17 protein-coding genes and 1 other RNA gene are annotated in these 25,607 nt (G+C 61.0%); 5 read left to right on the top strand and 13 right to left on the bottom strand.

The genetic code is table 11. The annotated features are described in order from the left end of the window. Positions 1-74: 74 nt before the first annotated feature. The 4 genes from ACYVIT_RS09045 to ACYVIT_RS09030 are packed head-to-tail and all read left to right on the top strand — an operon-like array spanning position 75 to position 4,495. Positions 75-1,778, top strand: a complete 1,704-nt coding sequence (locus ACYVIT_RS09045; protein WP_415807845.1) for an ABC transporter permease — start codon at positions 75-77, stop codon at positions 1,776-1,778. Between the two features lie 2 nt (positions 1,779-1,780). Further along, positions 1,781-2,866 (top strand): ABC transporter ATP-binding protein, encoded by a 1,086-nt coding sequence (locus ACYVIT_RS09040; protein ID WP_415807844.1) that lies wholly within the window; start codon positions 1,781-1,783, stop codon positions 2,864-2,866. Between the two features lie 8 nt (positions 2,867-2,874). Next, the gene (locus ACYVIT_RS09035; RefSeq protein ID WP_415807843.1) at positions 2,875-3,816 is read left to right on the top strand and encodes a LysR family transcriptional regulator; all 942 of its coding nucleotides are present in this window, start codon (positions 2,875-2,877) and stop codon (positions 3,814-3,816) included. A gap of 40 nt (positions 3,817-3,856) precedes the next feature. Beyond that, on the top strand, positions 3,857-4,495 hold the full coding sequence (locus ACYVIT_RS09030) for a histidine phosphatase family protein (RefSeq protein ID WP_415807842.1): 639 nt from the start codon (positions 3,857-3,859) through the stop codon (positions 4,493-4,495). 21 nt (positions 4,496-4,516) lie between these two features. Here ACYVIT_RS09030 and ACYVIT_RS09025 read toward each other — a convergent pair whose 3' ends face one another. The 3 genes from ACYVIT_RS09025 to carA all read right to left on the bottom strand — a co-directional run bounded on the left by ACYVIT_RS09025 (position 4,517) and on the right by carA (position 9,804). Continuing rightward, positions 4,517-5,275 carry an SDR family oxidoreductase gene (locus ACYVIT_RS09025; protein ID WP_415807841.1) on the bottom strand — a complete coding sequence of 253 codons (759 nt, stop codon included), beginning with the start codon at positions 5,273-5,275 and terminating at the stop codon, positions 4,517-4,519. A 118-nt stretch (positions 5,276-5,393) separates the two neighbouring features. Next, positions 5,394-8,636, bottom strand: a complete 3,243-nt coding sequence (gene carB, locus ACYVIT_RS09020; protein WP_415807840.1) for a carbamoyl-phosphate synthase large subunit — start codon at positions 8,634-8,636, stop codon at positions 5,394-5,396. Positions 8,637-8,646: 10 nt separating this feature from the next. Next, a complete protein-coding gene (carA, locus tag ACYVIT_RS09015; protein ID WP_415807839.1) occupies positions 8,647-9,804 on the bottom strand; it encodes a glutamine-hydrolyzing carbamoyl-phosphate synthase small subunit in 1,158 nt (385 codons plus the stop codon). 255 nt (positions 9,805-10,059) lie between these two features. On the opposite strand from carA, the gene tal reads away from it, so the two are divergent. Next, a complete protein-coding gene (tal, locus tag ACYVIT_RS09010; protein WP_415807838.1) occupies positions 10,060-11,013 on the top strand; it encodes a transaldolase in 954 nt (317 codons plus the stop codon). A 749-nt stretch (positions 11,014-11,762) separates the two neighbouring features. Here tal and ACYVIT_RS09005 read toward each other — a convergent pair. The 10 genes from ACYVIT_RS09005 to ACYVIT_RS08960 form a co-directional block, all read right to left on the bottom strand. Next, positions 11,763-12,290: a carboxymuconolactone decarboxylase family protein gene (locus ACYVIT_RS09005; protein WP_415809043.1), complete on the bottom strand. Its 528-nt coding sequence runs from the start codon at positions 12,288-12,290 to the stop codon at positions 11,763-11,765. Between the two features lie 24 nt (positions 12,291-12,314). Further along, entirely contained in the window at positions 12,315-13,112 is a 798-nt protein-coding gene (locus tag ACYVIT_RS09000) for an ABC transporter permease (protein ID WP_415809042.1), read from the bottom strand. A 1-nt stretch (position 13,113) separates the two neighbouring features. Continuing rightward, positions 13,114-13,923, bottom strand: coding sequence for an ABC transporter ATP-binding protein (locus ACYVIT_RS08995; protein ID WP_415809041.1), 810 nt, complete (start codon positions 13,921-13,923; stop codon positions 13,114-13,116). Beyond that, positions 13,916-14,956 (bottom strand): ABC transporter substrate-binding protein, encoded by a 1,041-nt coding sequence (locus ACYVIT_RS08990; protein WP_415809040.1) that lies wholly within the window; start codon positions 14,954-14,956, stop codon positions 13,916-13,918. The genes ACYVIT_RS08995 and ACYVIT_RS08990 overlap by 8 nt, the downstream gene beginning before the upstream one ends. Before the next feature lie 282 nt (positions 14,957-15,238). Further along, positions 15,239-15,847: a recombination mediator RecR gene (gene recR / locus ACYVIT_RS08985; protein ID WP_415809039.1), complete on the bottom strand. Its 609-nt coding sequence runs from the start codon at positions 15,845-15,847 to the stop codon at positions 15,239-15,241. Positions 15,848-15,931: 84 nt separating this feature from the next. After that, a complete protein-coding gene (locus ACYVIT_RS08980; protein WP_415809038.1) occupies positions 15,932-16,258 on the bottom strand; it encodes a YbaB/EbfC family nucleoid-associated protein in 327 nt (108 codons plus the stop codon). Between the two features lie 80 nt (positions 16,259-16,338). Beyond that, positions 16,339-18,663, bottom strand: coding sequence for a DNA polymerase III subunit gamma/tau (locus ACYVIT_RS08975; RefSeq protein WP_415809037.1), 2,325 nt, complete (start codon positions 18,661-18,663; stop codon positions 16,339-16,341). A gap of 126 nt (positions 18,664-18,789) precedes the next feature. After that, positions 18,790-18,887, bottom strand: an RNA gene (gene ffs / locus ACYVIT_RS08970) — signal recognition particle sRNA small type. 209 nt (positions 18,888-19,096) lie between these two features. Next, a complete protein-coding gene (locus tag ACYVIT_RS08965) occupies positions 19,097-22,579 on the bottom strand; it encodes a UvrD-helicase domain-containing protein (protein WP_415807181.1) in 3,483 nt (1,160 codons plus the stop codon). Continuing rightward, positions 22,576-25,476 carry a PD-(D/E)XK nuclease family protein gene (locus tag ACYVIT_RS08960; RefSeq protein WP_415807180.1) on the bottom strand — a complete coding sequence of 967 codons (2,901 nt, stop codon included), beginning with the start codon at positions 25,474-25,476 and terminating at the stop codon, positions 22,576-22,578. The genes ACYVIT_RS08965 and ACYVIT_RS08960 overlap by 4 nt, the downstream gene beginning before the upstream one ends. Positions 25,477-25,607 lie beyond the last annotated feature (131 nt).

Here is a 25,607-nt window from a genome sequence, read left to right as displayed (position 1 = left end):
CAGCACAAGCTGTTGCGATGATGTTTTGACATCCTGCCCCGCGTAGACCTCGCGGGGCTTTCTCGGAGCAATTGATGACGTTCGCGAGCCGCTCGCGCCTGCCCGCCGGTCCGCTGTTGACGGCGCTACTGGTACTGGCCTTTCTGTGCCTGTTCTTAGTGGTACCAGTGGGCACCGTGTTCTACACCGCTTTTATCAACGCCGATGGCAGCTTCACGCTCGGGCATTTTGGTGCTTTTTTCGCCCAGCCGCTGATGCAAGAGGCCTTTTTCAACAGCCTGTATGTCGCGGGCTGGTCAGCACTGTTGGCCTCGCTCATTGCCGTGCCGTTGGCGTATTTCACCGTGCGCTTTGAGTTTCGCGGCGCCTTGCTGATTCAGACGCTCGGCGTACTGCCGCTGATCATGCCGCCCTTTGTCGGCGCAGTGGCGATGCAGCTGATCTTTGGCCGGTCAGGCACCGTGAATCTATTACTGGATGATTGGTTCGGGTTCACCATCCCGTTCATGGACGGCCTGAACGGGGTCATCTTTGTCGAGTCATTGCACTACTTTCCGTTCATCCTGATGAACCTGGTCGTCGCATTGCGCAACATCGACGGGTCCATGGAAGAAGCCGCTTTCAACTTGGGCTCCCGTGGCTTTCGGCTGTTTCGCCGCGTGATTTTTCCGCTGGCCCTGCCGGGCTATGTCGCGGGCACGTCGCTCGTGTTTGTGAAAGTTTTTGATGATCTGGGCACGCCGCTGGTGTTGGGCACCACCAATATGCTGGCGCCGCAAGCCTATTTGCGCATCACTCAAGTCGGCCTGGAAGACCCGTTGGGTTATGTGATCAGCGTCATCATGATCGCCTTTTCCATTCTGGCGCTATGGCTATCGGCGCGCGTCCTCAAAGGCAAGGACTACTCCACTTTGCAAAAAGGCGGCAGCTCGATCCAGAAACGCAAACTCAACACCGGAGAAAGCATCCTCGCCTATGGCTGGATCGCGCTGGTCTTGCTGTTGGTGCTGTCACCTCATTTCGGGGTGCTGCTGCTATCGCTCGCTACGGTATGGAGCTATGCCCCGCTGCCTGATGGCTATACCCTGGAACACTATGCCGCGATCTTTACCGAATCGCACGGCATGATCACCAACACGCTGCTCTATTGCGGCCTGGCGGCAGGCGTGGACGTGATCCTGGGGACCGCAATTGCGTATCTCATGCTGCGTACGCGCCTGCCAGCCCGCCAATGGCTGGATTTTCTCGCGTCTGCCGCGCTGGCCATCCCGGGCATCGTGTTGGCGATCGGCATGCTGCGTACCTTCCGCGGGCTCGAGTTTCCGTTGACGGGCACCTTGATCACATCGTCGTGGCTGCTCATCATGATCGCGTATTCGGTGCGGCGGCTGCCGTACGCATTGCGATCGTGCGTGGCGGCGCTGCAGCAAATCAATGTCTCGCTGGAGGAAGCCGCCGAATCGCTGGGGGCAAACCGGATGCGCACCATCCGGCGAGTGGTCGTGCCGCTGATGGCCGGCGGCATGCTGGCCGGTTTTGTGACCAGTTTCGTCACGGCAGCGGTGGAATTGTCGGCGACCATCATGCTGGTGACCCGTGACAGCCAGGCCCCCATGAGCTATGGCATTTATCTCTACATGCAAAGCGCTGCCGGACGCGGTCCCGGCGCTGCGCTAGGCGTACTGGCCGTCATCGCAGTCGGCATCGGCACATACGTATCGCATTTGTTGGTCGAGCGCGCGTCGGCGCGCCAACGCCCCGCGCGCAATGAGGAATAACGATGAAAAAAGTCAGCGTCGAATGCCGTAATATCCGGCTCTCCTACGGCAAAACCGAAGTCCTGAAAGACGTCAATATTCACATCGAGCCGGGCGAGTTTTTCGCCTTGCTCGGTCCTTCAGGTTCGGGAAAGTCCACCCTGCTGCGCTTGATTGCCGGCTTTAATCAACAAAGCCATGGCCAACTGCTGATCGACGGCAAGGACATTGGCAACACGCCGCCGTGGGGCCGCAATATCGGCATGGTGTTCCAGAACTATGCCTTGTGGCCGCACATGACCGTATGGGACAACGTCGCGTTTGGACTGGTCGAGCGCCGCCTGCCGCGTGCCGAGATACGCAACAAAGTCGAGGCCGCGCTGGATCTGGTGGGCCTGTCGCAGTACGGCAACCGCAGGCCGAATCAATTATCCGGCGGACAACAACAACGCGTCGCGCTGGCACGCACGATAGTCATTGAGCCCCAGGTGCTGTTGCTGGACGAGCCGCTATCCAATCTGGATAAGAAGCTCCGCGTACAGATGCGCCAGGACTTGCTCAACCTGCAACGCCGCCTGGGCATCACGACCATTTTCGTGACCCACGACCAAGAGGAAGCCATGACCACGGCCGACCGTATGGCGGTGCTGGATCACGGCGTCGTGCAGCAAATCGGTGCGCCAACCACGCTGTTCGATTTCCCGGTCAATCGCTTCGTCGCCAACTTCGTCGGCACGATGAACGTCCTGGAGGGCACCGTGCGCGAACGTAGCCGCAGCAATCTGATATTGGCCGTACCGGGCGTGGGCGACCTGCATCTGCCCCTGACAAACGAAGCTCCGGATTCCGACAAGCTCGCCGCGAGTTTCCGCCCGCACACGGTCCAGATCGACATGGCCGATGGCCTGGGAGATGCACGCTACGTCTGGCTGCCTGGTGTGGTGGAAACCAGCGAATTCCTGGGCGAATTCACCCGCTATCAGGTACAGGTGGGCGATCATCGCGTTACTGCCGATCAGTCCCATCTGGCGGGCCTGTCGCCCTTTCCGGTCGGGTCGCCTGTCTCGATCGGACTGGAGCCCTCTCAGATTCGTCTGCTGGCGGCATAATCGCCGTCATGGAGATCTATCAAATCCGCGCCTTTGTCACGGTTGCCCGCCTGGGCAACCTGACCAAGGCTGCGGATGCCCTCTCGCTCACGCAGCCCGCCGTCACAGCCCAGATAAAAGCCCTGGAGCAAAGCCTTGGCGTCGCGCTGTTCGAGCGCGCCGCAGGCCGCCTGACCTTGGCCAAAGCCGGCGAGGTGCTGTTGCCGACTGCAGAGTCCCTACTTGTCCTGGGCGCTCAATTCAAAGCCGAGGCGCAACAACTACAGGGCAGCCTGCACGGCGCCGTCGATCTAGGCGTTCCCAGCGAACAGCCGGATTTTCTGCGGCTGGGTGAGCTCGCCTCAGCGGTGCGGGAACAACTGCCACTCATCGAACTCAAGACCCTGACACTGCCTACCTCGGTCCTGCACGAGCACATCAGCACCGGCCGGCTGCATGCTGCGCTCACCATCGCCGCCAACCCGCCTCGCGCCGTGCATTGGATGCCGTTACGCAGCGTCCGCTACCGGATCGCACTGCCGGTGTCGCTGGCCAATTCGCTCAAGCGCGGCGGTTGGCGCGAAGTCGCGCAGCTTCCCTGGCTGGATGGTCCGGCCGGCAGTCACACCCATTTATTGCTGCGCGACATGTTCGAACGGCATGGCCTGGCCCCGCGCATCGTCATGCAGCACGACGACCAGGCGAACCTGGATGCACTGGTCCGAGCCGGCGCCGGCTGCGCCCTGCTCCGGGAGGAAACCGCTCTGGCGGGCGCTGCCGGCGGAGAGTTCATCGTCTGGGGGCAGGCTCGCGCCGATGCCACATTAGGATTCATGATGCCCCACGAACGCGCCAGCGAACCTGTGCTGGTCGCGTTGATTTCGCTCATGCAGAAAATCTGGAAATCGCGACGACTGCCTGCGGAACCCGAGGCCACGGCCGAGCAAACCACCAACCGGGTTACCCTATAGCCTACCGCCCATTGCGGGCCTACCCTTCACCACCACTCGCATGACTGAAATCTGGTTTATTCGCCACGGAGAAACCTCCTGGAACCGCGAAGGCCGCCTGCAAGGCTGGCAAGACATCGAACTCAACGCTAGCGGGCGCGAACAAGCCGCTCAGTTGGCCGCACGCATGGCCACTGTCGAACAGACTTTCGACGCGCTTTACAGCAGCGATTTGCAACGTGCCTACACCACCGCTGAGCCTATTTCCGCCGAACTGGGCCTGCGCATACGCACTGAACCCGGCATACGCGAACGCGGCTTCGGCGTGCTGGAAGGACTGGACCTGGCACGCATCGACGAACTCGCCCCCGAGGCTGCAGCCGCCCGCAAAAGCCGCGACCCGCACCGCCCCATCGAAGGCGGTGAATCTCTGGGCCAATTCCAAGCCCGCGTCATCGCCACCGTCAACGATCTCGCGCAACGCCACACCAACGAACGCATCCTCGCCGTCACGCACGGCGGCGTGCTGGACATTATCTGGCGTCAAGCTTCCAGCGTGGCCCTCGACGGCCCGCGTCCTGTGCCATTACTCAACGCCAGCATCAACCGCATCGGCATCGAGGGGCGCCAATGGCAGGTCCTCGAATGGGGCGACATTGCGCACCTGGATATGGAATCCGCCAGCGACGTCGTGCCGTAAGGCGCGACCGATTCACAGCCATTACTTGCGCGGTTTGCGCGGCGCATTGCGTGCCGCGCGATCGTAGACCCAATTCGGCAGCAGGCGCATGAGCTTTGACACAACGCCCATTTGCCAAGGGATGACGGTATACGACACGCCGCGTTCGATAGCCACCTGAGCGCGGGCAGCGAATGCATCGGCTTCCATCAGAAACGGCATACCGTAGGGATTTTTCTCGGTCATCGCGGTTTTTACGTAGCCTGGGGCAATCGTGACCACGCTGACTCCCGCGCTCGCGAGTTCCAGCCGCAGGCTTTCACAATAGGTGATCACCGCGGCCTTAGAAGAACTGTAGGCGCCCGCGCCGGGCAAGCCTCGGATGCCCGCAACGCTGGCAATGCCGACGAGCCGGCCGTTTTGCGCCCGCTTCATCGATTCGATAAAAGGCTCGAACGTGGCGACGGTAGCCAGCAGATTCGTGTCAACAATGGCCTTGAAAACGTCGAAGTCTTCCGTGTATTCGGTCAGCGTGCCTGCGCTGATTCCCGCACTGGCAATGACCACATCGACTCGCCCGTCATTCGCTGCCAAAAAATCCTGGGCAGCCGCATGCAACGCGTCGCGATCGCGCACATCCAACGCGTAGCAAAGATGTTGTCCCGGCAACTCGTCTGCCAACTCACGCAGCGCCTGACCCCGTCGCGCGACCAAGCCGAGCGTGGCACCTGAACGGGCATAACGCCACGCCAAAGCCCGGCCTAGACCACTGGACGCACCCGTAATAAAAACCGCTGTCATAGCAACTCGCAAGATCGACCCGTACATGGGCCAGGAGAATATTCGTCAATGATAGTAGAGCCAGAAATAAAAACAGGCCCTTTATGGGCCTGTTTTTACCGCAACGCGATGAGCGTACTTATTGCTGAGGCAAACTGGCGTGCAGTTCTTGCAGCGGATACACCTGCAGGCCGAGGCCCTGGCGCAGGTATTGCATACCCTCGACCGCGGCGCGAGCACCGGCGATCGTCGTAAAGAACGTCACGCGAGCGGCCAGCGCCTGCGTACGGATCGTACGCGAGTCGGCAATCGCATTGCGGCGTTCTTCGACGGTATTGATCACCAGCGAGATCTCGCCGTTCTTGACCATGTCCACGATATGCGGACGGCCTTCGGTGACCTTGTTGACCATTTGCACCGGAATGCCGGCAGCGGAAATCTGCGCGGCCGTCCCACGGGTCGCCACGAGCTTGAAGCCCAGGTTGTGCAAGCCACGCGCGACTTCGACGGCGCGGGTTTTGTCCTGGTCTTTCACGCTGATAAAGACGGTGCCGTTTTCGGGCAAGCGCACACCAGCTGCAAGCTGCGACTTGACGAAAGCCTCGCCAAAGCTCATGCCCACGCCCATGACCTCGCCGGTCGATTTCATCTCCGGTCCCAGAATGGTATCCACGCCCGGGAATTTCACGAACGGGAACACAGCCTCTTTGACGGAGTAATACGGCGGCACGACTTCGCGCGTGATGCCTTGATCGGCCAGCGTACGCCCAGCCATCGCGCGAGCCGCGATCTTGGCGAGTTGCAGGCCGGTGGCCTTGGACACGTAAGGCACCGTACGCGATGCGCGCGGATTGACTTCCAGCACATAGACGTCGCCGCCCTGGATCGCAAACTGCACGTTCATCAGGCCGCTGACGTTCAGCGCACGCGCCATCATCGAGGTCTGGCGCTTGATCTCGGCGATGATCTCAGGCGACAGCGAGTACGGCGGCAGGCTGCAGGCGGAGTCGCCCGAGTGCACGCCGGCTTGCTCGATGTGTTCCATGACGCCACCGATGAACACGGTTTCGCCGTCGGCCAGGCAGTCCACGTCGACTTCGGTCGCATCATTCAAGAAACGATCCAGCAGCACGGGGGAATCGTTGCTGACCTTGACCGCCTCGCGCATATAGCGTTCGAGGTCCTGCTGCTCGTGCACGATTTCCATCGCGCGGCCGCCCAGCACGTAGCTGGGACGCACCACCAAGGGATAACCGATCTCGGCGGCATGGGCCAGAGCCTCGCCTTCGGTACGCGCGGTACGGTTGGGCGGCTGGCGCAGGCCGAGCTTGTTCAGCAGTTTCTGGAAACGCTCACGGTCCTCGGCAACGTCGATGGACTCGGGGCTGGTGCCGATGATGGGCACGCCATTGGCCTCGAGCGCACGTGCGAGTTTCAACGGCGTCTGGCCGCCGTACTGCACGATCATGCCAACGGGGTTTTCCTTGTGCACGATTTCCAATACGTCTTCGAGCGTCAACGGCTCGAAATACAGACGGTCGGACGTGTCGTAGTCGGTGGACACGGTTTCGGGGTTGCAGTTGACCATGATGGTTTCGTAACCATCTTCGCGCAACGCCAATGCCGCATGCACGCAGCAATAGTCGAATTCGATACCTTGGCCGATACGGTTCGGGCCGCCCCCCAGCACGATGATCTTTTTGCGATCGGTCGGCTGCGCCTCGCATTCGTCTTCGTACGTGGAGTACATGTAGGCGGTGCGCGTGGCGAATTCCGCAGCGCAGGTGTCTACGCGCTTGTAGACCGGGCGCACATTCAACTGATGACGCAGTTTGCGGATCTCGGACTCAACGGAATCCAGCAGGAACGCCAGGCGGCGATCCGAGAAGCCCATGCGCTTGAGGTGCCACAGTGTGTCGTAGTCCAGATCGGCCATCGTCTTTTGCTCGAGCGCGAGTTCGATGTCGACGATTTCCTTGATCTGCGACAGGAACCACGGATCGATGTGCGTGATCTGGTGGACTTCTTCCAGGGTGAAGCCTTGTGCGAACGCATCACCCACGTACCAGATACGCTCTGGACCCGGCTCGCCCAACTCGATCTGCAGTTTTTCGCGATCGGTGGTTTTCTGGTTCAGGCCGTCGACACCGACTTCCAGACCGCGCAGGGCCTTTTGGAAGGACTCTTTGAACGTACGGCCGATCGCCATGACTTCGCCCACAGATTTCATCTGGGTGGTCAAGCGGGAATCGGCTTGCGGGAATTTTTCGAACGCGAAACGCGGCACCTTGGTGACCACGTAGTCGATGGACGGCTCGAACGAGGCCGGCGTAGCGCCGCCGGTGATCTCGTTACGCAGCTCATCCAGGGTGTAACCCACGGCCAGGCGCGCAGCGACCTTGGCGATGGGGAAACCGGTGGCCTTCGAGGCCAGTGCCGACGAACGCGACACGCGCGGGTTCATCTCGATGACGATCATCCGGCCATTGTCCGGGTTGACCGCGAACTGCACATTCGAACCGCCGGTATCGACACCGATCTCGCGCAGCACCGCGATGGATGCGTTACGCATGATCTGGTATTCCTTGTCGGTCAGCGTCTGAGCAGGCGCCACCGTGATGGAATCACCGGTGTGTACCCCCATGGGGTCCAGGTTTTCGATCGAGCAGACGATGATGCAGTTGTCGGCCTTGTCGCGCACGACTTCCATCTCGAACTCTTTCCATCCCAACAGGGATTCTTCAATCAAGAGTTCGCTGGTCGGCGAGGCCTCGAGGCCGCGACGGCAGATGGTTTCGAATTCTTCGGCGTTGTAGGCGATACCGCCACCCGAGCCACCCATCGTGAAGCTGGGGCGGATCACGGTCGGGAAACCCGACGTGCCGGTTTCGCTGGCGATGCGGCGCTGGACTTCCCAGGCCTCGTCCATGCTGTGCGCCACGCCCGACTTGGCTGACTCCAGACCGATGTCGGTCATGGCCTGCTTGAATTTCTGGCGGTCTTCGGCCTTTTCGATGGCGTGTTCGTTGGCGCCGATCAGCTCGACGTTGTGCTTTTGCAGCACGCCATGGCGGGCGAGATCCAACGCGCAGTTCAATGCGGTCTGACCGCCCATCGTGGGCAGCAGCGCATCGGGTTTTTCGCGCTCGATGATCTTTTCCACCGCCTGCCAGGTGATGGGCTCGATGTAGGTCACATCGGCCGTTTCCGGGTCCGTCATGATGGTGGCGGGGTTGCTGTTCACCAAAATGGTGCGGTAACCCTCGGCCTTGAGCGCCTTGCACGCCTGAGCGCCGGAATAGTCGAATTCGCATGCCTGCCCGATGATGATGGGGCCGGCACCGATGATGAGAATGCTTTTTAGGTCTGTACGCTTGGGCATAATGCGGTATTTATTTCTTCTGGCCGGCCATCAGGCTGATGAATTTGTCGAACAGCACGATAATGTCGTGCGGGCCCGGGCTGGCCTCGGGGTGGCCCTGGAAGCAGAAAGCAGGACGATCGGTCAGCTCAAAACCCTGCAAGGTGCCGTCGAACAACGACACGTGGGTCGCGCGCGAGTTGGCAGGCAGCGTCGCTGCATCCACACCGAAGCCGTGGTTTTGGCTGGTGATGAATACGCGCTTGGACTGCAGGTCCTGCACCGGGTGGTTCGCGCCATGGTGGCCGGTCTTCATCTTGACCGTCTTGCCGCCAACAGCCAGGCCCATGATCTGGTGCCCCAGGCAGATACCGAACGTCGGGATCTTGCGTTCGAGGAACACACGGGTCGCCTCAATCGCGTAGTCGCAAGGCTCTGGGTCGCCAGGGCCGTTTGCCAGGAACACGCCATCCGGGTTGAGCTTGAGCACGTCTTCGGCAGACGTCTGGGCCGGCACCAGCGTGATACGGCAGCCACGGTCGGCCATCAGGCGCAAGATGTTGTATTTCACGCCGAAGTCGTACGCGACCACGTGAAAACGGTCTTGGGCAGGCGACGTAAAGCTCTCGCCCAATTGCCAGGTACCTTGTTTCCAGTCGAGCGAGTCTTTGATGGACACGACCTTGGCGAGGTCTTGGCCGGCCATGCCGGGAAAGCCTCCAGCCAATTCGACGGCGCGATCGGCGTCGTCGCCGACCAGGATACAAGCGCCCTGAGCGCCGCCGTCACGCAAAATACGCGTGAGTTTGCGCGTGTCCACGCCCGAAATCGCGACCACGCCCTGGGCAGCCAGGTAGTCGGGCAACGATTGCGTCGCACGGAAATTCGAGACGCGCGACGGGCAGTCACGCACCACCAGGCCCGACGCCAGGACGCGAGAGGTTTCGACGTCCTCGGCGTTGACGCCGGTATTGCCTATATGCGGATATGTCAGTGTGACGATCTGGCCGTTGTAGCTAGGATCGGTCAAAATTTCCTGGTAGCCTGTCATGGCCGTGTTGAACACGACCTCGGCGACTGTGTGACCCGGCGCGCCGATGGACACGCCTCGGAAAATGGTACCGTCCGCCAAAGCTAGAATTGCAGGAGGGAAGCGATCAGCGCCCTCGGGAAAAAGTTGCGGCAGCACAGTAAACCCCGGTTTCAGAATCGATAATCAAACCTTGTAATTATACCCTGTCGGGCCGTTTTCCCCCGAAAACCGCGCCAATCAAGGCCCGGAGCCGCTTTTTTGGCTGCTGGATCCCCAAAAAATGTAATAAATACTCCGTCAGGGCAAAGCGCCGAAAACGCCGTATGGCGGTACTTTTTGTCAAAAAAAGGGACTGCGCGTAGTGATACCCTAGCTCTTTATTGTCAACCTTTGCCTACGCCGACCCGTCCCATGTCTAGCCAGCTTGAAGCTTTACGCAGTCACACCACGGTTGTTGCCGATACCGGCGATTTCGAAGCCATGCGGGCATTACGCCCGACTGACGCTACGACCAACCCGTCGCTGATCCTGAAGGCCGTCCAGAAAGACGCCTATCGGCCGTTGTTGCAACAGGTTGTCCAAGATCACCGAGGCGCGTCAGCGGCCGAACAGACGGATCGATTGCTCGTTGCCTTTGGCCGCGAAATTCTGAAAATCGTACCGGGCCGCGTGTCGACCGAAGTCGACGCGCGCCTGTCGTTCGACACCCGCGCCACCATTGAGCGGGGCCGTGGCCTGATCGCGCTCTATGAGGCAGCCGGCATTGCGCGCGAACGCGTGCTGATCAAGATCGCGTCCACCTGGGAAGGTATCCAGGCTGCCCGCGCCCTGCAAGCCGACGGCATTCGCTGCAACCTGACGCTGCTGTTCTCTCTGCCACAAGCCATGGCATGCGCCGACGCAGGCGTGCAATTGATCTCGCCGTTTGTGGGACGTATCTACGACTGGTACAAAAAAGCCGCAGGCGCCGACTGGGTCGAGGCCGAACGTGCGGGGGAAAACGATCCCGGCGTGCAGTCCGTCACCGAGATTTACCGCTACTACAAGCGTCACGGCATCGCGACCGAGATCATGGGAGCGAGCTTTCGCAATGCCGGCCAGATCCGGGCCTTGTCCGGTTGCGATCTGCTAACCATCAGCCCGGAATTGCTCACCGAATTGGATCAGACCGAAGGCGATGTACCCGCGCGCCTGAGTGTCGACAACATCGGCTCGGATGTCCCGGCGCACCGCACGGCTGACGAGATCTGGTTCCGCACCGAGTTGAACGCCAACGCGATGGCGACGGAAAAATTGGCCGAGGGGATTCGTTTGTTCTCAGCCGATGCGGTCAAACTCGACGCCTTGCTCGCTGCTGCCAATTAGGCGGGCTTGAATCACCCTGTTCTTAGCGGTTTAGGTTTTCAATTGTGGCCAGTTTAGATGGCTTGCTGATTGGGGAGTGCTATTGAACGTTGCAGAGCGGGGGATTGAGTGCTATTGGACGTCGAGGCGTCTCTGATTCCCTCCGTCGCTGGCACGGCTGGTCTTCGTAGGCTTCGTAGGAACTGGCTTCTGCAAGGATGAAGATCTTGCAGGGCTGCTATGCACGGGCGCCTACGGGCGCGCCCGTGCATAGCGTTCGTGATTGGCATGCGAAGGCTGTGGCATCGGGAATGAACAGAAGATCTCTCGAGCTACGATTTTGTTATACCTAGAGCTGAGCTACGCATCATCTTCGCATGCATCAACTCTAACCAAGCAGATCTTCCAACCTGGCACCACGCCACCCCGCCGCATGCCCGGACCGATCGCCATTTTCGGGGGTGCAGGGCACCCGAAAATGGCAGCCCTGCAAGATCTTCCTCTTCGCCAACACGGCAGCATAAAAATGCCAAGCAAAACAACCGTGCCAGCGATGTGATGAGCTTGAGTTACTGCGAGTCGAGCCGAGGCAATCGGGCCGTGAGGGCGCCTCAAAGCCGAGTGGAGCGGATGTCGAAGGGAGCGCGAAGGCGCGGACGAGACGAGCGAACACGGTGTCCGGCGCCCGCGCGCCGGACCGGCTTTGTGAAGCCCTCACGGCCCGATTGCCTCGGCTCGACGTCCAATAAGCACACCACCCGCGGAACAACTCACCGATGGTCGTGCGAATGCACCTGCAGCGCTTCCAAAAAACGCGACACCATGTTGTAGGCAGCCACTGTCGCAGTAAGCTCAACCATCAATTTATCGCTACCGACGGCTTGGCGTGCCGCATCGAATACCGTTTGCGGCACTTGGACGTTGCGCGTCATCGTGTCGGTATAGGCCAGCACTGCGCGCTCTTTTTCCGAGAAAAAATCCGAGGATTCCCATTGATCGAGCGCGTCCAGTTGTGCCTGGCTGATGCCCTCGCGCAAGGCGATGGGGGCATGTTGATCCGCCTCATACGGCGCGCCGTTGATAGCGGCCACACGCATGATGACGAGCTCGCGCAAGTCACCTGGCAAGGTGCTCAATTGGCGAATGGAGGTCAGATAATTCAGCCAGCCGCTGGCCACGGCCGGGCTGTGCAGCAGCATCTGGTACAGATGCAGGACGCTGCCACGTTCGGCAACGATGCGATCGACCAGAGGCTTTGCCTCCGGATGCGATAAATCCGCGTAATCTAGACGTGCCACGATGCCACCCTCCTGAAACTGGACTCAGATTTTTTCGGTCTCGCCCGTTTTGGGCTGCCATTTCATCAATCGTTTTTCGCCGATGCCGACCAGATAGTCGAGCAACAGCGCAAAGGCTGTCAGAACGACGATGCCCGCAAACACCGTATTGACGTCAAACGTGCCTTCGGCCTGCAAAATCAGGTAGCCCACACCACTGGCCGAGCCCAGGTATTCGCCGACCACTGCACCGACGAACGCCAGACCCACCGAGGTATGCAAGCTGGAAAACACCCAGCTCGTTGCCGATGGCAGGTACACGTGACGCAGCAATTGACGGCGTCCAGCGCCCAGCATACGCGCGTTATCCAACAACGTCGGACTGACCTCGCGCACGCCTTGATAGACGTTGAAGAACACAATGAAGAAGACCAGCGTCACGGCCAGTGCGACCTTGGACCAGATCCCCAGGCCGAACCACATCCCGAAAATCGGCGCGAGAATCACGCGCGGCATCGAGTTCGCAGCCTTGATGTACGGATCAAGGATGGCACTGGCGGTATTCGACAGCCCCAGCCACAGCCCGAAACCCAAACCCGATATCGTGCCAATGAAAAACGCCAGCACGGTTTCCGAGAGCGTCACCCACAAATGGCGATAGATATCGGCGTCGGTAATGAACCACGCCCAGATGCGTTTCGAGACCTCGAGCGGTTGGCCAAAAAAGAAGGCAACCTTGGGATCCAGAGATACGACGTACCACACGACAAGGATGACAGCCAGCAGCAACAGCTGCCAAAAGCGCAGGCTGAACGACGAGCCCGGTTTAGACAATTTCGACATATCAGGCTCGCTTTTGCTGGGCATAGCCCTTCAGAACTTCTTCACGCAACACGCCCCAGATCGCGGCATGCAACTCCACAAAGCGCGGATGGGTACGCACTTCGGCCACATCGCGCGGACGCGGCAGGTCAATGGCGAACTCACCGATGGGATGCGTGCCGGGCCCTGCCGACAGCACCACCACCCGATCGCTCATCGCAATGGCTTCGTCCAGATCGTGCGTGATGAACAGCACGGCTTTGCGCTTGGCCATCCACAAATCGAGCACCTCGTTTTCCATCAACTGGCGCGTCTGGATATCGAGTGCCGAAAAGGGCTCGTCCATCAAGATGATGTCGGGATCGCGAATCAGCGTTTGCGCCAGCATGGCGCGCTTGCGCATACCACCCGACATCTGGTGCGGGTAGCGTTCCTCGAAGCCGCCCAGGCCCACTCGCCTCATCCAGTCACGGCCACGTTCCAGCGCCTCGGCACGGTCCACGCCGGCAAACTCCAAGCCCGCGATGACGTTTTCCAAGGCGCTGCGCCACGGCAGCAGCGCCTCGCCCTGAAACATATAGCCTGCACGAGTGTTGATGCCCTGCAGCGGCTGCCCGAAGACTTTGACCTCACCGGACGAGGGGCGCAACAAACCCGCCCCTACGTTCAGCAGGGTGGATTTGCCGCAGCCCGTGGGCCCCACGACCGAGACGAACTCGCCCGGTGCGATAGCCAAGGTCGTGTCCTGAACGGCGGTATAGCGTTTGTCTGCGCCATCGCGGGACACGAAGGTGCAAGTGATATGGTCGAGTAAGAGTGCGGCGTCAGCCATTGGGGTATTTCTGGTTAGCACGTTGGGTAAATTCGTTGGTCCAGGCCTTCGACGGATCGATCTTGGCGGCGTCAAAGCCCTTGACGTAGGCGGCCAGCGCCTTCGTAGCCGTAGCGGCACCGTCCTCGGGAATCACACCATCAGGCGAGAAGCCTTCTTTGCTCTTTTCGAGCGCCGCCTTGTATACGTCGGGCTCTCCCAACAGATATTGGGTTGGCACCGTCTTGGCGATCTCATCGGCGCTGGCTTGCTGGAGCCATTTGTCGGCGCGCACGATCGCATTGGTCAATGCCTGCGTCGTGTTGGGATTCTCATCGAGAAAGGCTTGCGGGGCATACAGGCTGCCCGCGGGCATGTTGCCGCCAAAGATAGCCTTGGTGTCTTTCAAGGTGCGGGTATCGACAATGATGTCCATATCGCCGGCCATTGCCAGCATCGACACCACGGGGTCCGTATTGGACATCGCATCGATCTGGCCGCTGCGCAAAGCCGTCACTGCCCCCGCACCGGCCCCGACGCCGATGAACGACACATCGCTATCGGTCAAGCCGTGTTGCGCCAGGAAGAAGCTGACCACCATGTTCGTCGACGAGCCAGGCGCGGTCACACCGATTTTCTTGCCTTTCAGATCGGCCGGACTCTTGTAGTTGGGCAGGGTCTTTTTCGAGACGCCGAAACCGATCATGGGCGCGCGGCCCTGCAGCACAAAGGCGCGGTAGAACTGCCCCTTGGATTGCATGTGCAGCGTGTGCTCAAAGGCACCGGACACCACATCGGCGCTGCCGCCCACGACGGCCTGCAGAGCCTTGGAGCCGCCGGCAAAGTCCGCGATCTTGACGTCCAGGCCTTCATCCTTGAAGTAGCCCTTGATCTCGGCAATGCTGAGCGGCAGGTAATAAATCAGGGGCTTGCCACCCACCGCGATCTGCACGCTCTTTTTTTCTAATTTCTGGGCCCGCACAATGGCTGGCGCCATGCTCATCGCACCGGCCGCACCGGCCAGCTTGAGTAAATCACGACGAGTGATTGACATGGAGGGTCTCCTTTGCCGCTATGCGGCCTGTGTGTCCATTGCGGCCTGACTAGCCGTCACGTAATCATTATGCAGACACAAAACCGGCGCTCGAGCGCGACCATACCGATCACGCCAGCGAACGTCCTGTTTGACCGTCGCCGCAGCATCATACTCCAGTGATTTCCGGAGTTCTTCCGTTGTTTTCCCTAGGCGTGGTGGTACGGCAGACATCTACATTGAGATGCCGGTCGGACAAGGAGCACCGAAAATCCGCATGAAAACATGACGTTGGGAGCGGAGCTATGCCGACTTGCGCTCCATCAGTGCCCAGGCGATCGTCCCTGCGTCGACATATTCCAGCTCGCTACCGGCCGGCACGCCGCGCGCCAGACGGGTGATCTTGAGCCCTTTGTCGGCCAAGACCTCATTCAGGAAATGCGCGGTCGTGTCGCCCTCAGCCGTGAAATTGGTGGCCAGGATGACCTCCTGCACAACACCGTCGGAGACCCGTTCGAGCAAGCGGTCGAAGTCCAGCTCGCGAGGGCCGATGCCCTCCAGCGGCGCTACCCGGCCCATCAAGACATAGTACAAGCCACGATAACCGTGACTGGCCTCGATCATGTTTTGATCGGCCGGCGTTTCGACAATGCAGAGCAGCGACGGATCGCGTTTGGGATTGGCACAGGTCGCGCAGATCTCGTCCTCGGTAAAGCTGTTGCAGCGCGCACAATGACGCAGGTTCTGCACAGCGCCTGCCAAGGCCCTGCCCAGCATATCGGCCCCCTGCAGATCGTGCTGCATGAGGTGATAAGCCATCCGCCGGGCCGAACGCACGCCGACGCCAGGCAGGCGGCGCAACGCCTCGATCAACGAGACGAGCGGCTCAGGTTCAGGCAGTTGAGGATCCATCTCGGCCACAGAAACAACGAAAAGAAACGACGAAAAGCGACAATCAGGCGCGCACAAAAATACGCACCCACTCGCCTGACAGGATTAAAAGGGCAGCTTCATTCCCGGCGGCAAGGGCATGCCGGCAGTCACGCCTGCCATTTTTTCTTGCGCAGTGGCTTCGGCCTTGCGCAGCGCATCGTTGAACGCGGCCGCGACCAGATCCTCGAGCATGTCTTTATCGTCGGCCAACAGGCTCGGATCGATCTCGACACGCTTCACGTCGTGGCGGCAAGTCATGGAAACCTTGACCAGGCCACCGCCCGAGGCGCCATCGACAACGATGTCGGCCAGCGCGTCCTGGGCTTTTTTCATGTTTTCCTGCATCTGCTGCGCTTGGCGCATCAGACCAGCCAGTTGTCCTTTCATCATGATGGGAACGTCCTTGAATAGGGATAAAAATTTAACAGGTGTTTGGGTTCAAGACGAGAACGGCGACCTATCTACACTGATCATGCACGAGGTTCGACGGCCCGCACCGCGCTGACACGGCCGCCGAAATCGGCTTTCAATGCCAGCACAAAGGGATCGGCGTCTACTGCCTCCTCGGCTGCTTGTTGGCGCGCTGCCTTTTCGATCTGCGCCACGGCGTGAGCCGTGCCGTCGCCCGTCGCACCGACCTCGATTTCCAAACGCAGCCCTTGGCCGAAATGTTCGCATAGTACGGTTTGCAAACGCACGCGGCTTTCGCTTTCCGCCAGTGTTTTCACTGCGACGCGCAGCACGACGGCATCGCCCTGCACGCCTGACCATTCGCTTTGCCGAGCCAATTCTGCCGCCAGGCCGGTCACCGGCAATTTCGCCGCCAACGCCGGCCATTCGGCGGCCGACATGCTGTTCAGGCTGGCGCCGGGCTGGCGTGAACGGCGAGGAGGCGGTGCGGCTGGACGACGCGGCGCGGGCGCCAGGTCTGCCACCGGTGCCGCTGTAGCCAGCGTCTCGAACTCATCGTCCGGGTCAGCGGTGAACTCGGACGCGGGCATGTAACCGCCCTCGGCCTCGTCCGGAATGTCTTCGTCCACCCAAGCTGGCGGCTCATCGGGACGCGGCGGCGAGGCCTTGGCCTGCGTATGAGCAGCCGACGGCGTAACAGCCAGCGCGGCTGCATGCGCCGCTTTGAGGTCGGAGGACGAAGCAGCGTCAGGCGTCGAATTGTGGCTCTGAACTGACGGGGTCGCCGCGCCCTGAGATTGAGCTTGAGCGGGATCCTCGGCTGCAGGCAAGTCCTCCCACGGCGGAATGTCTTGTTCTGCGCGAATCGCAGCCGGCTGTGCCTCAGACGTACGAGCCTGCTGCGCAGCTGCCCCCGTCGAAGCAGCCGGAACGGCGCCCGTCTGAGCGCCGACCCGCGCAGACGGGGCCACAGCAGGCTGACTCGATGTTGAGGCTGACGCTGCAGCATCAGGCGACGCTACAGGAACAGGCGCGCCAGCGCCAGAGGCGGTGCTCGGTGCCGCATTTAATGCCGCCCCTGGTGCATCAGTATTCGATGTTGCGGCAGCTCCCTTCGCCACATCAGCGGCCGGCCGTTCGGAACCGGTCGCCACGGTTGCGCCAGGCGGCTCCTGCGGCGCGGTGCTTGCCACGACAGGCCCTGACGCGCCCTGTTGTGCGGCAGTGACGGCCCCGGAGGCAGCAGCGGATAGTCCGCCCGCCGCCGGCGCAGGAGCCTGTACGGCCATTTGCGGACCTGCCTGCCCGTTCAGCGCCAACATACGCAAACAGGCCATGATGAAGCCTGCATGCTCATCCGGCGCGAGAGAAAGCTCGCTGCGGCTATGCACTGCTACCGAATAAAACAACTGCACCGCGTCAGGATGCAATAACGCCGCCAAGCGCGCGATATCCCCTGCGAGAGGATCCTCGGCCGACGTCGCGCCAGGCACGCGCTGTTCGATGGCGACACGAGATAGCAGCACCGCCAGATCGGCCAGCGCGCCCGCATACGACAGTCCACGCGTCGACAGTTCTTCTGCGACCGCCAGGACGCCTGCGGCCTCGCCTGACGACAACGACTCGAGCAGACGTACTAGATGGCGTTGATCTATTGTGCCCAGCATGCCGCGCACGGCGTCTTCGGTCAGATTGCCCGCGCTGTAGGCGATCGCCTGGTCAGTCAGGGACAAGGCATCACGCATCGACCCGCCCGCCGCCTGCGCGATCAGACGCAAGGCCGGTAGTTCATTGCCGATGGACTCATCCGCCAGTACCGCCTGCAAATGGCCGACGATGGCGTCAGGCGGCATTTGTTTCAAGTTGAATTGCAGGCAGCGCGACAGCACCGTGACCGGGATTTTCTGAGGGTCCGTCGTCGCCAGGATGAATTTCACATGAGGTGGCGGCTCTTCGAGCGTTTTCAGCATGGCGTTGAACGCATGCCCGGTCAACATGTGGACTTCGTCGATCATGTAGACCTTGTAACGGCCTGCACCGGGCGAATACACCGCCTGCTCGAGCAACTGGGTCATTTCCTCGACGCCGCGGTTCGACGCTGCATCGAGTTCCAGGTAATCCACAAAGCGCCCGGCATCGATCTCGGTACACGCACGGCATTGGCCGCAGGGTCGAGAGGTAATACCGGTTTCGCAATTCAGCGATTTCGCCAAAATGCGCGACAAGGTCGTTTTACCGACGCCACGCGTGCCGGTGAACAGCCAGGCGTGATGCAGGCGCTGAGAGTCGAGCGCGTGGGTCAGCGCGCGCACCACGTGGTCCTGGCCTACCAGGGTATCGAACGAACGTGGGCGCCACTTGCGGGCCAGTACCAGATAAGTCATGGACGGATTGTAGAGCCAGTTGTGCGCGCCTGTGCGCCCAAAATACAAAGGGGCGCCGCAACCAGCGCGCGAACTGCCCTGATGCTGGCAATTCGTTCCGATTACGGCGCCCCCTTGGGGAAACCGGTTGACGAGCCTTACTCCGGCACTGATCCTAAACGACTATGGCTGCTTCGTTCCCGACCTGACCAGGTTCACCGCCGAACCATGCGAAGGGGCCCGTCAAATGAGATTCTAGCAGAGCGGCCGCAAGGCCGCTTGCTCGAAGCTCATTTGGCGGGCCCCGGGGGGCCTGTATGGGGGGCTCCCTCCCCGGCCCTCCCTCCGAGAGGGAGGGGGTGGGGTGTCTGATAGTTGGGGAGATGGTTCTTTTGGGCGGGTTTTCTTTGCCTGTGTCTGCCTTCAGATCATCTTGTGATTTTTTTGTTTCGGCTTATAGATCTATCCAGAGCGCTGCTCTCGGGAAATATAGGACTGATCTGGCGGGGCGGGAGTCCAGGGCGGTGACTTGGGTGCAGTAGCGCAGGAGCTGGTCCGCATGGCGCTGGCGCATGCGGGTGGCGAAATGTTCGGTGGATTCACCGGCGTGTGGGCGGGCGGTCTTGTAGTCGACGATGAGCCAGCCGTCTTCGGTGCTGAGGGCCAGGTCGATGACGGAAACGCGGCCGGTGGCGTCGATGAGAGGCCATTCGCGGCGGGCAGAGGATTGTGAGAGCAGCCAGCGGCCGCGATCGTGATCCAGCGTTGCCAGTAATGTATCCAAGACGGCATGCGCGGCGTCGGGGGCCAGTGCGGACGGCAAGCCTGCGCGAGTCAACTGCTTTTGCATGACGGGCAAATATGCGCGCAGCGCCTCGGCGGACCATTGGGCCAAGCCGTCTTGACCAATACGGGCTAACCAAGCATGCGCAAGCGTACCGATCGCAGCATCGTGCACGGTGTCCAGTTGCCAAGCAGGATGCTCTACCCCCTGCCCCTGGTTGAAGTTCTGTGCGGTCAACCCCAATTTCGAGTCGTTCGCAGACGAACGCTGAGCACGCAACAGATCAATCGCCTGGTCAGTGATACGACGTAACGGCTCGCCGGCATATTGCGCTGCCGCACCGGCATCCAAGGCAGCAGTATCCTGCCAATCCGGTGGCGGCGATTTTTGATCCGCGGGCAGCCATTCCCACAACCGCCCCAGCAAGCTGTTTGCGGCTGGGGGCTTGGATTGTCCTGTCGCAGGATCGACCACGACATTTCCTACGAGATGCAGACGGTGGCGTGCACGTGTCGCCGCGACGTACAGCAATCGATCGGTTTCGTAGGAGGCACGGCGCTTTTCGCGCAAGGTCAAGTACCGCGATACCGGATCGGCTTCTTTATCTGCACGAGGCTTGACCGGACCAAATAGCACGCGTTCATGACTTTGCTCAAAACTGACCAGAGGCGCGCGTTCGGCGCGTGGAGATTTGTGCAGACCGTACAAGATTACCGTATCGAATTGCAGCCCCTTGGACTTGTGCATGGTCATGATTTCGACCACATTGCTGTCGTCGGCTCCGCCCTCTGGTGCCGCATAGAGTCTGGCCAGCGCGGTATCCAGCTGTGCCGGATCCAGCCCCCCATGAGGCGCCAGGCGTTCGATCAAGCCAAACAGGCTTTCTGCATCCTCGGCTGCGCTGGCACTGGCGTACAAAGCGGCCCCGCCCAAGCGTTGCCAGAGAGACTCCAGCCACGCAGCCAAGGGCATCGCGCCGCTCGCGTTCGCCGCGTCCAACAGAATGGCACTGACGTGAGCCAAACGAGCGTATTCGTCTGCGGTTAAACGTTGTTGTGCCAGACATTGCGCAGGCTCATGCTGCAGCGCCGGCTGCGGATCGTCCCACAACGACAAACTTTGGCCTCGGGGCAATATCGAGGCGTTGTTTTTCGCCTCGTTCGCCACGTGCAAAGCCGCGGACAGCAGCGTAGGAACCGGCGTTGCCAAATCGTGCCCAAACAAGGCATGCATGCTGTTTAACGTTAGCCCGCACCACGGCGCACGCAATACCGATAGCCAGGCCAAGCGATCCGCGGGATGAGCCAAAGCTCGCAGCAATTGAACCAAATCCGACACTACCTGACGCTGTCCCAATGGCACGAGGTCCACGGCGCGGCAAGCAATACCAGCCTGAGTCAAGCGGCGCACCAACTGCCCCAAATGGCCTCGCGCCCGCACCAAAATAGCGACGGGATGCCGGCTCGCAGGATCGCGGTCCTGCAGCGCCTGCTTGACCAGTTGCACTGTCAACGCCTCGGCCGCCTGGTCAGCCTCGCTCGCACCTGACGTACTAAAGGCCCCATAAAAACGGACAGGTTCGCCCGGCAACGCCGGATTGAATGCGGCCGAGTCGGTATAGGCGATTGCCCCCGCGGCGGCATCGTTGCGCGCAGGCAGCAAACCACGGAACGTCGCGTTGACCCACTCGACCACGCCAGCCTGTGAGCGGAAATTATCGGTCAGCTGCAGGAACTCTGGAGCGATTTCACCGATACCGACTTCCGCCGCCTGCAGGAACAATCCTACCTCTGCCTTGCGGAACCGGTAGATGGACTGCATCGGATCGCCCACCAAGAACAGGGTTCGCCCATCCCCCGGTTGCCAACCGGATGTCAACGTCGCGAGCAAATGAATCTGCGTCAAACTGGTGTCTTGAAACTCGTCGATCAACAGATGACGTATCGACGCATCGAGTTTCAATAGCAACTCACCGGGATCATCAGCGGAGCCCAAAGCATGCGAAGCACGCTGCGCGATCTCGATGAAGTCCACTTCACGGGTTTCCGCAAAGCGCAGGTGCAATTGCGCGACCGCCAGCTTCAGCGTCATCAACTGTGCGCTCAAAACACGCCATTGCTCCTCGCTGAACTCCGCCGGCGGTATGGAGTCGACCGCATCCAGCATCCAAATCCAGGCGGCTTGAGGGTCGGCCGCATCCAGCCATCGCGTAAACGCCTCTTTGTGTTCGCACTTGGGCGGGAAACCCAGTTTCTTGTTGACACCACGCGCGCTGCGCAACGCGCCTGCGGACGTCAACAATAAATGGCGTACGGCTTTCCAGTGCCCCAGCCATTCGGCATCAGGCATCAACGGCTCGTCCCAATCGCGCAGCGCAGCCAAGGCATGCGCGGGATCTTCTTCATCCAACGCCGCAACAGCCATCCGTGCAGGCCAGCACAACGCATCCTCCCAGCCCAATGGCATAGCCTGTGCCAAGGCGTCCAAGTCCTCGCCGATGGCCTCGGCCAATGCGTCCTGCAGGGCCATGCGATCACTGCCGTGCGCCAATAACGGCAGCCATTGGTCACGCTGTCCCAGCATCGCTGCAATCGCTTCGACAGCAGCCTGCGTATCGACATCCAGATGCTTTAACAGGATACGCACGTCGTCGAAATCATCGACCAACGCCAATGTTGCACGTGCAGCCGCCTCATAATGTGCCTGGGCATTGTCCGCGATATCCGGCATGCCGCCCAGCTCCGACAGCCATGGCATCCCACGCACCAGTCCCGCGCAAAATGAATCGATGGTGCGAATCGACAATCGCGCCGGATGCTGCAACAGTTTCCAACCGAGGGCCTCGTCACGCGCCAGCGCCTCGCGCGCCAACTGCCAACTGCGCTGACCGTGCTCGGTCTCGGGCATGGGGCCATTGCCGTCGCGCAGCTTGCTCAACACGCGAGCGTGCATTTCCGAGGCAGCCTTGCGCGTGAACGTAATGGCGACAATTTCCTCTGGCCGATTGACCGTCGCCAACAGCGCCAGAATGCGATCCGTCAACAACTCGGTCTTGCCCGAGCCGGCAGGGGCTTGCACCAGATACGATGCAGCGGGATCCAACGCACGAGCCCGTGCGAGATGATCGGAGGGTTGGCGAACAGCGCTACTCATTCCGCGTCATCCTCGTCTTCCAAGTGCACTCTCAGAAATGGCATGGCATCGCAATATTTCAAATCATCCTGACGATAGACCACGTTTGCGGCGTATCCCGTCGCATATTCATCGGCCAAGCCCTCCACCGCGCCTCGCCAGCGATGCAGAATATCGGCCCAGGCCTGTCCCTCGAAAGCCTTGCTCTTTTCAATCGCCGTCACGCCCGGCATGCCCAGATCCGTGTCCGTCAACCCGCTCGCTACCACCTGACGCGCGTGCACTTGCGCCAATACCAATGCCGCCACATCCGCATCGGGAGTATCGCCGGACAGCACTGATGCATAGAACGGCAACTGCAAATTCACCGGACGAACCCGCGCCCAATCCGATTCAGGATTCCCGGGAGACATTCCGGTTTTGTAGTCCACAATCACGGCTCTGCCGTCAGGCAGGCGATCCAATCGGTCCAGGCGCACCGTCAACGCCAATGGCCCACGCGACCAATGATGAGTTTCCTCGACTTGGGCCACCTCGAACGGCATACGCTGCGCTTCGACATCAAACCACCCCGCCAAGACCGTCCGTCCGCGCTCGCACTCCAATTCACGCAATGCTGGCGGATAGGTTTTCAACTCAGTACTGGCGGCCTCGTCAATGGCCTGATCAATCAAGGCGGACAAACGTCCTTCTTCCATCGCTGCGTGCAAGTCCTCCTGACTGGAGAACATGCGCCACACCAGCTCCAGCGCGCGATGCAGGAACTGCCCGCGCACATTCTGATTCGCCATATCAGCATAATCAGCCAGTGCCCGGCCGCCCAAGCGATGACGTACAAAGGCCCATAGCGGATTACGGGCCTGCGTATCCAGCACATCCAGGCCGCCTGTTGCCCCCGCTGAGCGTTCTGTTCCTGAGGGGGGCGGCTGTCCTGCAGGCATAATCGCCGGTAATACTTCGCTGTTCTCGCCATCGGAGACCGGCGTCGTCAGGGAGGCGTAACCTTCGTCCGGCATTCGTTGTGATAGCGCCGGCCCTCGATCGTCGTTCAACACCTGTTGCGGTAACAAGGCAGGCGCTGCCGCCACAGGCATCTGCCAATCCATTAACGGCACTTGCGCAATCAGAGGCGACGGCCGCAGCTCGCGCTCGCCATCCAAGTGCGAATGACTCACTACGACCTCAGGCGCGCAACGGCACAACGCCGCATACATAGACTCCGCCCATTGACGCTCGCGTTCAGGCGTTGCACGCGGCGCCCCCGCCTGCCGCAACACCACCAGGGGCAACAACGGATTGGGCTGTGGCGTGGCAGGCAGGACATCATCGGTCAGTCCCAGTATCCAGACACCATCCCAATGCCCGCCTTCGGCCTCGAGCAAGCCCAACACATCCAGCCGGGCCGATGGATCACGCTGCGGTTGAAAAGACGTTGCCGCCGCCGCGCGCTCCAGCAGACGCACGGCAGCACGGCCATTCAATTGCCCAGCCGCAGGCGCCAATGCCGCATAACGGCCAAACAAATCTCCCAATGCGCCCATGACCTGATAGCCCACGCTATCCAGCGGCCGTTCCCCCGGAAACCCCAGTGCAACCAACGCAGCACGCATCGCAGGCATCCAGAGATCGCATGTCGCACGCTCGCCCACCTGCCGCCAAATCTCCAGCGCGGCAGGCCAGGCGGTCGAGAGCACTGTCGCCTTTCTTGCAATCGGGGCGATCTCCGCGCTGTTTGCCGTGTTGTTGATTGCATCCTGGGCAACGCCAACGTCCGTGTTGCGGGTCGCGTCAGCTACAGCCCGGTCAGCCGTCCGCACGTTCTCGCTGGCGATATCCCGCTGCCATTGCGCTGCATCGATATGGCTGAGCCCCTTGCGGCGCCAGCGCGCGTCGATCATCGCCAACCGCGCGCCATCGCTACGGTCACCCGCGCAATGGCCAGCCAGCAATGCCGCCCCCAAGACCGGCGTATCCACCGCACCGGCATAGGCCATATCGGCCAACGCGTGCAACCACGCCAACGCCGCACGAACTGCGGGCCATTCTGTCAGCGGCCGTCCCACTGCCACGTTAAATGCATGCCCGCGCTGAGCCAGGGCCTGCCCCACTACACGCCGCGCAAACGGCGACTCGGACTGCAACTGGGCCGACACAATCGCATAGCGTCCCACAGGATCCTCGGCCAATCGCTGCGCCGCCCAAGCGCCAGCCGCCCGCCATTCTCCGCCCTGATCGTCCGCACAATACCGTACCGGCCTCGCCGCCTCGGCCTCCGCATCCTGTAGCCACGACAGTTGCGAACCACCGTCCTGAAACGCATCCAGCAACGCAGCAAAACGCGGCGACACATCAGTAAAGCCCGCCAACACCAGATACGGCGGCGCGGCTACCGCCCCCTGCTGCAGCGCATCCAACACGCGCGCATAGCCTTGATTCGCATCCTCTGCATCGATCGCACGCAACTGCTCGCGATAACGCGCGCGCCATCGTGCAAAACCGCGATACTCGTCCGTATCGGCACCGCTGGGCACCTGCAGATCCCACTCATCCATCAACGCGTCGGCATCCATCGCCAACGCCGCCGCCTGGGCGACGTCCAGCAATACGCGTTCGCCCTCCTCTGACGCAATCGCGTCCACCCATACCATTTGCGTCGCAAAGGTATCGAGGCGATGCGCAGGCAGATCGGCGTCCGCGACAAAGGCCAGATCGGCTCCCGCCTCGACCAACCAGGCGCCCAACGGCAGCACCCGCGGTAATTCACTGACTTGGCGTTCACGGCGCAGTTGACCAGCCAAGTCCAGCGTCAGACGGCGCGCCAGCCGGTTGTTCACCGTCAGCACCAAGGTCTGCGCGGCCGGCAGGCGGCCAACGTGTTCCAACGAAATTAGGGAGCGGAATTCCGCGTCGTAGTTCATGCGGTCAACAAAAAGCGGCTCATACCGAAATTATCGGAGATCAGAGCCGCTAGGATAACCGCATCAGCCGCGTTAACGGAGGATCAATTCATCACTCTGAGAGTAGGGAAATCCTCCTCCCAGACAAGCGG

Source organism: Bordetella muralis (assembly GCF_054781015.1).
This window is presented reverse-complemented; position numbering and strand designations above follow the sequence as displayed.

Bases quoted from the DNA above. Each gene is read 5' to 3' on its own strand.
- ACYVIT_RS09045 (WP_415807845.1), top strand. From the start codon at position 75: ATGACGTTCGCGAGCCGCTCGCGCCTGCCCGCCGGTCCGCTGTTGACG.
- ACYVIT_RS09040 (WP_415807844.1), top strand. From the start codon at position 1,781: ATGAAAAAAGTCAGCGTCGAATGCCGTAATATCCGGCTCTCCTACGGC.
- ACYVIT_RS09035 (WP_415807843.1), top strand. From the start codon at position 2,875: ATGGAGATCTATCAAATCCGCGCCTTTGTCACGGTTGCCCGCCTGGGC.
- ACYVIT_RS09030 (WP_415807842.1), top strand. From the start codon at position 3,857: ATGACTGAAATCTGGTTTATTCGCCACGGAGAAACCTCCTGGAACCGC.
- ACYVIT_RS09025 (WP_415807841.1), bottom strand. From the start codon at position 5,275: ATGACAGCGGTTTTTATTACGGGTGCGTCCAGTGGTCTAGGCCGGGCT.
- carB (WP_415807840.1), bottom strand. From the start codon at position 8,636: ATGCCCAAGCGTACAGACCTAAAAAGCATTCTCATCATCGGTGCCGGC.
- tal (WP_415807838.1), top strand. From the start codon at position 10,060: ATGTCTAGCCAGCTTGAAGCTTTACGCAGTCACACCACGGTTGTTGCC.
- ACYVIT_RS09000 (WP_415809042.1), bottom strand. From the start codon at position 13,112: ATGTCGAAATTGTCTAAACCGGGCTCGTCGTTCAGCCTGCGCTTTTGG.
- ACYVIT_RS08995 (WP_415809041.1), bottom strand. From the start codon at position 13,923: ATGGCTGACGCCGCACTCTTACTCGACCATATCACTTGCACCTTCGTG.
- ACYVIT_RS08990 (WP_415809040.1), bottom strand. From the start codon at position 14,956: ATGTCAATCACTCGTCGTGATTTACTCAAGCTGGCCGGTGCGGCCGGT.
- recR (WP_415809039.1), bottom strand. From the start codon at position 15,847: ATGGATCCTCAACTGCCTGAACCTGAGCCGCTCGTCTCGTTGATCGAG.
- ACYVIT_RS08980 (WP_415809038.1), bottom strand. From the start codon at position 16,258: ATGATGAAAGGACAACTGGCTGGTCTGATGCGCCAAGCGCAGCAGATG.
- ACYVIT_RS08975 (WP_415809037.1), bottom strand. From the start codon at position 18,663: ATGACTTATCTGGTACTGGCCCGCAAGTGGCGCCCACGTTCGTTCGAT.
- ACYVIT_RS08965 (WP_415807181.1), bottom strand. From the start codon at position 22,579: ATGAGTAGCGCTGTTCGCCAACCCTCCGATCATCTCGCACGGGCTCGT.
- ACYVIT_RS08960 (WP_415807180.1), bottom strand. From the start codon at position 25,476: ATGAACTACGACGCGGAATTCCGCTCCCTAATTTCGTTGGAACACGTT.